The sequence below is a fragment of the Aeromonas sp. S19(2024) genome, assembly GCF_041402625.1.
Taxonomy (GTDB): domain Bacteria; phylum Pseudomonadota; class Gammaproteobacteria; order Enterobacterales; family Aeromonadaceae; genus Aeromonas; species Aeromonas caviae.
Genome location: NZ_JBGLQU010000022.1, coordinates 1 through 6,023, shown reverse-complemented (window position 1 = coordinate 6,023; position 6,023 = coordinate 1). Strand labels below are relative to the sequence as shown.

The window sequence follows — 6,023 nt, the reverse complement described above, 5'->3', positions numbered from 1 at the left end:
TATCTGGGTTGGCGAAGGATGTTGGAGCGCTACGGGCGGGAAGTGAATGTACCACGTTGCTTGCATGAGGCGCTGGGGCGCCCCATGCAACACGTAATTGGGACATAGCCTAAAAAAAGGCCGGGAAACCCGGCCAAACAATCACACGCAGATTCAGAACGTCCAGGACGATCCGCCCGCATCATAGCGTGCCTGACAGCATTTTGGGATGGGGTCGCTCATTACTTAGGTTGAATTGCAAAATAAAAAAATCGGCAATCCCCCTTGTCGCTGACAAATCGGTATTGACTTTGATCCGTTTTCTCATAAAGATAGAAAGACGTTTAGACGTCCAAACATCCGTTTTGGCGTGAAGGAATGGGTTGCAGGACAGGGAGAGAGCAGATGGGATTTCACAGCGCGCGTCAGGTTGAGGCACTCAACCAGAGTTTGGCGGATCTGGGTGGCGACATATCGGTCAGTTTCGAGTTTTTCCCGCCCAACAGCGAAGGGATGGAGAACACCCTCTGGCAGTCCATCGAGCGCCTGCAGGTGCTGGAGCCCAAATTCGTCTCTGTGACCTATGGCGCCAACTCGGGCACCCGGGACCGCACTCACAAGGTGATCAAGGACATCAAGGAGCGTACCGGCCTCATCGCCGCCCCGCACCTGACCTGTATCGACGCCAGCCGTGACGAGCTGCGCACCATTGCCCGTGACTACTGGAACAGCGGCATTCGCCACATCGTGGCCCTGCGCGGAGACTTGCCCCCCGGCCTCGACAAGCCTGACATGTATGCCACCGACCTGGTTGCCCTGCTCAAGTCCGAAGCCGATTTCGACATCTCGGTCGCCGCCTATCCGGAAGGCCACCCCGAGGCTCGCAGTGCGCAATCCGACCTGCTCAACCTAAAGCGCAAGATAGATGCCGGTGCCAACCGGGCCATTACCCAGTTCTTCTTCGATGTGGAGACCTATCTGCGTTTTCGGGATCGCTGCGCCGCCATCGGTATCGATGCGGAGATCGTGCCGGGGATACTGCCGGTCTCCAACTACCAGACCCTGGCCAAGTTTGCCGGTTTCACCAACGTGAAGATCCCGCGCTGGATGCACCAGCGTTTCGAAGGTCTGGAAAACGATCAGATGACGCGCAACATGGTGGGAGCCAGCATTGCCATCGACCAGGTGCGTGTGCTGAGTCAGGAAGGGGTGAAGGATTTCCACTTCTATACCCTGAACCGCTCAGAGCTGACCTACGCCATCTGTCACACACTGGGTGTGAGGCCGAAAGGTCAGGCCTGATCCGCGGCTCTGATACAGAAAAGCCAATGAGTCTTCTCATTGGCTTTTTGTTTTGGGCGACAGTCAGGGCCTGGTTGGCTGGATCTCCCTGGGCTCGAGATCGATGACTGCATTGCCGGCGGCACCGGGATACTGGTGATAGCTCTGGTCCTGCTCAAGGGTATAGAAGGTGTCGAGGTAGTCGTCGTTGTTGGTCATCCAGGAGTCCGGGAGTGCCTTGACGATACGACCGCCAAGGTCGAGGAAGGGCAGGGCCTCGGGTACGCCACCCGCAGTGAAGCCGAGTTTGAGTGCGTCAATCAGGAGGGCACTCAGCTCCTTGTAATTGACGTTGTCATCCTGCTCCATCATGACCACGTCGACGGCTCCCCAGCGGTAGCGATCCCAATAGACCAGGATCTGGTTGGGGGTGTAGTCGGTGTTGTCGTAGTCGAGATAGGGCATGTCGACGATATCCACCACGGGCTCGTCCCTGCCAGGGTTGACCCCGGCCACGACGGCATAGACCTCGGCGGCGCCCAGCAGCCAGGGCTCCTGATCATCGTTGAGCCTGATCTTCTTGAGAATGCTGGTCTTGAGGGGGGTGGTGTTGCTGGTGGCACGGGGCGTCACCTGCATGTCGGCGGCAGCCAGCGCCTTTCGCATCACCTTCAGGCCGGCATTCTTGGCTTTGACCGGATCGGCCTCCACCACCAGTACCGGCCGCGCCGGCGGCTGGTTCACATCGAGATAGATCGGGCTGCCGGCGCTGTCGAACGCCTCGATGGCGCTCCAGCTCTTTTCGTCACCACTTGGTATGTAGGCAACCAGTGGCTCAACCCCTTGTTGCAGTGCATCCGCCTGATCCGGATTGGCCAGCCGCAGTTGCATCAGTTCCCTGACCTCGCCATCCAGCCCTTGCCGACTGATGGCCGCCTGGTTGGCATCCCGAGCCTGGCGCTTCAGGCGCGGGCTGGCCTTTTGCAGCAGGTTGGGCAGTGGACTCTGGTATTCCTGATTGTTCAGGAGCGGCAGCAGGTTCTTCTGCTGCAGCGCGAGCTGGCGTGCCAGCTCCCGATCGGTGTCGGCAGCCTGGGTCGTGGTGGCGCCCAGCAGTGCCAGTAACAAAATGACAGCCTGATTCCTCATCTTCGTTCTCCAGTATTGAGTCTGACAACGGCGCTTGTCGGGAAGGATCTGCGCCGTTTTGTCACTAGAAAGGAATAAGGTTCATATGTGAACGCTCTTCTCAGGATTATGTGCTGCGTCTCACTGGAGTCTCCCCAGATGGTCAGGTCAGGCGCGGAGCCGGTTGACTTGATGCAATGTCACTCCGATCAGCAATCCCCAGCAGGCAGACCCGACCCCGAGCAGGGTGATCCCCGAGGCAGTCACGAGGAAAGTCAGTAGCGCGGCTTCCCGCTCCTCGTCCTGCTGCAAGGCGCTGTGCAAGCTGCTGCCTATGGTGCCGAGCAGCGCCAGCCCGGCCACGCAGGTGACCAGCACCACAGGGAATGCGCTGAACAGGGCAACCACGGTGGCACCGAAGCAGCCTGTGAGCAGGTAGAAACATCCAGCCCACACGGCAGCAGGCCAGCGTCGAGTGACATCGTGATCCACTTCCTTGCCCATGCAGATGGCGGCAGTGATGGCGGCCAGGTTGAAGGCATAGCCGCCAAACGGTGCCAGCAGCACGCCGATGAATCCGGTCCAGCCAATCAGGGAAGAAGTGGCCGGTTGATAGCCGTGGGCGCGCAGGATGGCAATGCCCGGCATGTTTTGCGAGGTCATGGTAACGAGAAAGAGCGGGAGTGCGATGCCGAGCAGGGCGTCGATGGAAAAGGCTGGCGAGACCCAGACCGGGGTGGAAAGTTGCCAGTAAACCTCGTTGAGTTGCAGCTCGCCCCTCAGGGTGCAGAGCAGCATGCCGGCAGCCAGGACCAGCACCATGGTGTAGCGGGGCCAGAGGTGGCGACCCAGCAAGAAAGCCAGTAGCAAGGTGCCAAGCAGCAAAGGATCTTGCGGTGCCACCTTGAAGAGATCCAGCCCGAACCTGAGCAAGACTCCGGCCAGCATGGCGGCCGCCAGTGGGGCGGGAATGTGACGCATCAGCCTGTCGAACCAGCCGCTGATACCGCAGAGGGTGATCAGCAGTGAAGAGATGATGAAGGCGCCGATGGCTTCAGCCAGACTGAAGTTCCCCAGGCTGGTGATGAGCAGGGCGGCACCCGGGGTGGACCAGGCCGTCAAGACAGGCACCCGGTAATAAAGGGAGAGGCCGATGCAGCTGACCCCCATGCCGATACCCAGTGTCCATAGCCAGGAAGAGACCTGGGCTGCATCGGCACCGGCGGCCGTGGCGGCCTGGATGATCAAGACGACAGAACTCGTGTAACCCACCAATACGGCGATGAGTCCCGCGACCATGTGGGGGAGGGCTAGGGGCATGGGAAACTTCCTTGTGGATGCTGATAGCTTGTGCGCTATTGCGTACAATGTGGTTTGGACTATAACGCTGTGCGTTATGGCGCACAATATGGCTCGAAGAAATCGGAGAACAGATGCAGGAGATGAGTCGCTATCTGGCCCAGCGATTGAAAGGGCTGCGCACTGAAAGAGGATGGAGCCTGGATATGGCCGCCCGTGAAACGGGGGTGAGCAAGGCCATGCTGGGACAGATCGAGCGAGGTGAATCCAGTCCGACGGTGGCAACATTGTGGAAGATTGCCACCGGTTTTCGGGTCTCTTTCTCCAGTTTCATTGAGCCGACACCAGCGGCACAGGGAGAGACGGTATACCGTATTGCCGATGATATTCGACAGCAGCCGGCGGGAGAGGGGATGCAGGTTGCCCCGCTTTTCCCCTATGAGGCCCGCTTTGGTTTCGAGTTGTTCGAACTGACCCTGCTACCTGGATACCAGCGGGAGTCAGAACCCCATGAACCCGGAGTGACCGAACATGTCATCGTCATCAGCGGTGTGATGGAGGTACTGGTGGACGGAGCGTGGCGTTCCCTCAATCAGGGTGAGGCCGTCCGGTTTGCAGCGGACCGTACCCATGGCTATCGCAATCTTGGGGTCGCTCCCGCCATCTTCCACAATCTGATCCACTATCCGTCCATGGCCACGCGATGATTAGCCGGGGCGGCCATCCGCCCTGGGACTGGTCAGTATGGGGGTATAAACCCAGATGAACAGACCGTAGGCGGCAACCCAGCTCCATCCGCTGAGGTTCCATCCCGTGAGGTTGAGATTTGGCCAAAAGAGAGGGAGCAAGACCCGCAACAGCGCGGACAGGATCACCAGTGCAAATGCCGCCGTGATCCTGCGTCCTATCTGCAGGGCTCTGCCACTGTGTCCGAGGGATACACGGGCTATCATCCCGAGGATCATGGCCCCCATGCTGCCCGCGCTGAACAGATGGCTGGCCAGTGACAAGGCAATCGGCCAGCCAGCCGTGTGTGCCGCCAGGGCGGTCAGCCCCAGTGGGATAAAGAGGTAGGCCAGGTGAAGCGACCACAGCAGAGGGTGGGCCAACGTGGTTCCGGGTTGCCAGCGCAGCTGCCTGTAGAGGTGAGCCCCTGCCGCCACTATATATAGAGGGAACATCTGGATTCCGATGACCCACTGTGTCGGGAGCACCAACCAGAGCAGCAGGATGAGCCACAGAGACGCGAGGGCAATGCGCTCCAGCCACGGCAGTGGGGGTGCTTTTTCTGCCCCAGTGCCTCTGGCGGTAAAGAAGGGAATGACACGTCCTCCCATGACGGCAATCAGGGTTGTGAAGAGGAGCACGGTTGCAAGCAGGATATGTTCCACCAATGGCCATTCGGCATGCCACCGCCAGCAAGCGGTATTGAGCAGGGTCAACACGAGAAGCAGGGGAACAAAAAAGAGATTGCGCCACTGGCGCGTCACTATGATGGGTCTGGCGAGGAACCACGTACAGAGGGGCAACCAGGCCAGGTCCATGACCATCAGAGTGACATTGCTTTCTCCAAACCAGGGGAGCAGGCCTCTCGGGATGGCCCACAATCCCACGACCAGTGCCAGCGGCCAACCGCGTACACCTGGGTGAGCGGTCCAGTTCTGGACGGCGGTAAGCAGAAAACCCGCCACTATGGCGGCACCAAAGCCGAACAACATTTCATGTGCATGCCACCAGATGGGGTTGCTAATCCCGGGCAGAGCGAACCAGCCGTTGAGTTGCCCCAGCCAGCCCAGCATCGCCAAAGCCGAGAACAAGGCGCCGAACAGGAAGAAAGGCCGAAACCCGAGGCGGAACAGAGGAACGATTCTCTCCTCTTTGCGGCTATCCAGGATCTGGTGCATGAATGAAACCTTAATTGAACATTTGAAAAGCCAATTATAAAGTGGCTTTTCAAATGTTCAATTTAAATCCAATGACAGCCCGAAATGGTGGTGATGCGAACGAAATAGAACCGCTTTGCTGTATATCTGAGCGAACGGTTCTTTTCGGTGAAAAAGCCCTTGTCATCACGGCGCGGCTCCCTATAATGCGCCCCTACCAGCACGGCGGAACACGCCAACCTGATGAGCCAGCTTCCTTAGGAAGTGGGCGCCGAAAGAAAAGCGAAAACAACCGCTTGACTTTCGAAGTGAGGAGCGTAAGATGCGCCTCCTCAACGCGACAAGCGTGACGCTCTTTAACAATTTGAATCAAGCAATCTGTGTGGGCACTCACAGCATCGAGCATCAAAAACAATTTTTGATTTTCAATGTCTGATGAAGTGACCAAAGCAA

6 protein-coding genes and 1 pseudogene are annotated in these 6,023 nt (G+C 58.5%); 3 read left to right on the top strand and 4 right to left on the bottom strand.

Features of this window, described 5'->3' with window-relative positions:
- Together ACB037_RS21180 and metF are read left to right on the top strand one after the other, a co-directional pair.
- Positions 1–108, top strand: a pseudogene (locus ACB037_RS21180) (IS1595 family transposase); the annotation flags it as partial.
- A 276-nt stretch (positions 109–384) separates the two neighbouring features.
- A complete protein-coding gene (metF, locus tag ACB037_RS21175; protein WP_010674220.1) occupies positions 385–1,281 on the top strand; it encodes a methylenetetrahydrofolate reductase in 897 nt (298 codons plus the stop codon).
- 63 nt (positions 1,282–1,344) lie between these two features.
- On the opposite strand, the gene ACB037_RS21170 is transcribed toward metF, so the two are convergent.
- Positions 1,345–2,409, bottom strand: coding sequence for a DUF3103 family protein (locus ACB037_RS21170; RefSeq protein ID WP_104452174.1), 1,065 nt, complete (start codon positions 2,407–2,409; stop codon positions 1,345–1,347).
- A 147-nt stretch (positions 2,410–2,556) separates the two neighbouring features.
- Positions 2,557–3,708 (bottom strand): benzoate/H(+) symporter BenE family transporter, encoded by a 1,152-nt coding sequence (locus tag ACB037_RS21165; RefSeq protein WP_371175894.1) that lies wholly within the window; start codon positions 3,706–3,708, stop codon positions 2,557–2,559.
- A gap of 113 nt (positions 3,709–3,821) precedes the next feature.
- Here ACB037_RS21165 and ACB037_RS21160 point away from each other — a divergent pair, with 113 nt between their 5' ends.
- Positions 3,822–4,394 carry a helix-turn-helix domain-containing protein gene (locus ACB037_RS21160; RefSeq protein WP_161646939.1) on the top strand — a complete coding sequence of 191 codons (573 nt, stop codon included), beginning with the start codon at positions 3,822–3,824 and terminating at the stop codon, positions 4,392–4,394.
- On the opposite strand, the gene ACB037_RS21155 is transcribed toward ACB037_RS21160, so the two are convergent.
- Both ACB037_RS21155 and ACB037_RS21150 read right to left on the bottom strand, forming a co-directional pair.
- Positions 4,395–5,591 carry an NnrS family protein gene (locus ACB037_RS21155; RefSeq protein WP_161646940.1) on the bottom strand — a complete coding sequence of 399 codons (1,197 nt, stop codon included), beginning with the start codon at positions 5,589–5,591 and terminating at the stop codon, positions 4,395–4,397.
- Positions 5,592–5,784: 193 nt separating this feature from the next.
- A partial coding sequence (locus ACB037_RS21150) for a hypothetical protein (RefSeq protein ID WP_371175893.1) occupies positions 5,785–6,023 on the bottom strand: 239 nt, incomplete at its 5' end.

What these genes read in the sequence shown, in the direction of transcription:
- ACB037_RS21160 (WP_161646939.1), top strand. Translation starts at nt 3,822, where the DNA reads ATGCAGGAGATGAGTCGCTATCTGGCCCAGCGATTGAAAGGGCTGCGC.
- metF (WP_010674220.1), top strand. Translation starts at nt 385, where the DNA reads ATGGGATTTCACAGCGCGCGTCAGGTTGAGGCACTCAACCAGAGTTTG.
- ACB037_RS21170 (WP_104452174.1), bottom strand. Translation starts at nt 2,409, where the DNA reads ATGAGGAATCAGGCTGTCATTTTGTTACTGGCACTGCTGGGCGCCACC.
- ACB037_RS21165 (WP_371175894.1), bottom strand. Translation starts at nt 3,708, where the DNA reads ATGCCCCTAGCCCTCCCCCACATGGTCGCGGGACTCATCGCCGTATTG.
- ACB037_RS21155 (WP_161646940.1), bottom strand. Translation starts at nt 5,591, where the DNA reads ATGCACCAGATCCTGGATAGCCGCAAAGAGGAGAGAATCGTTCCTCTG.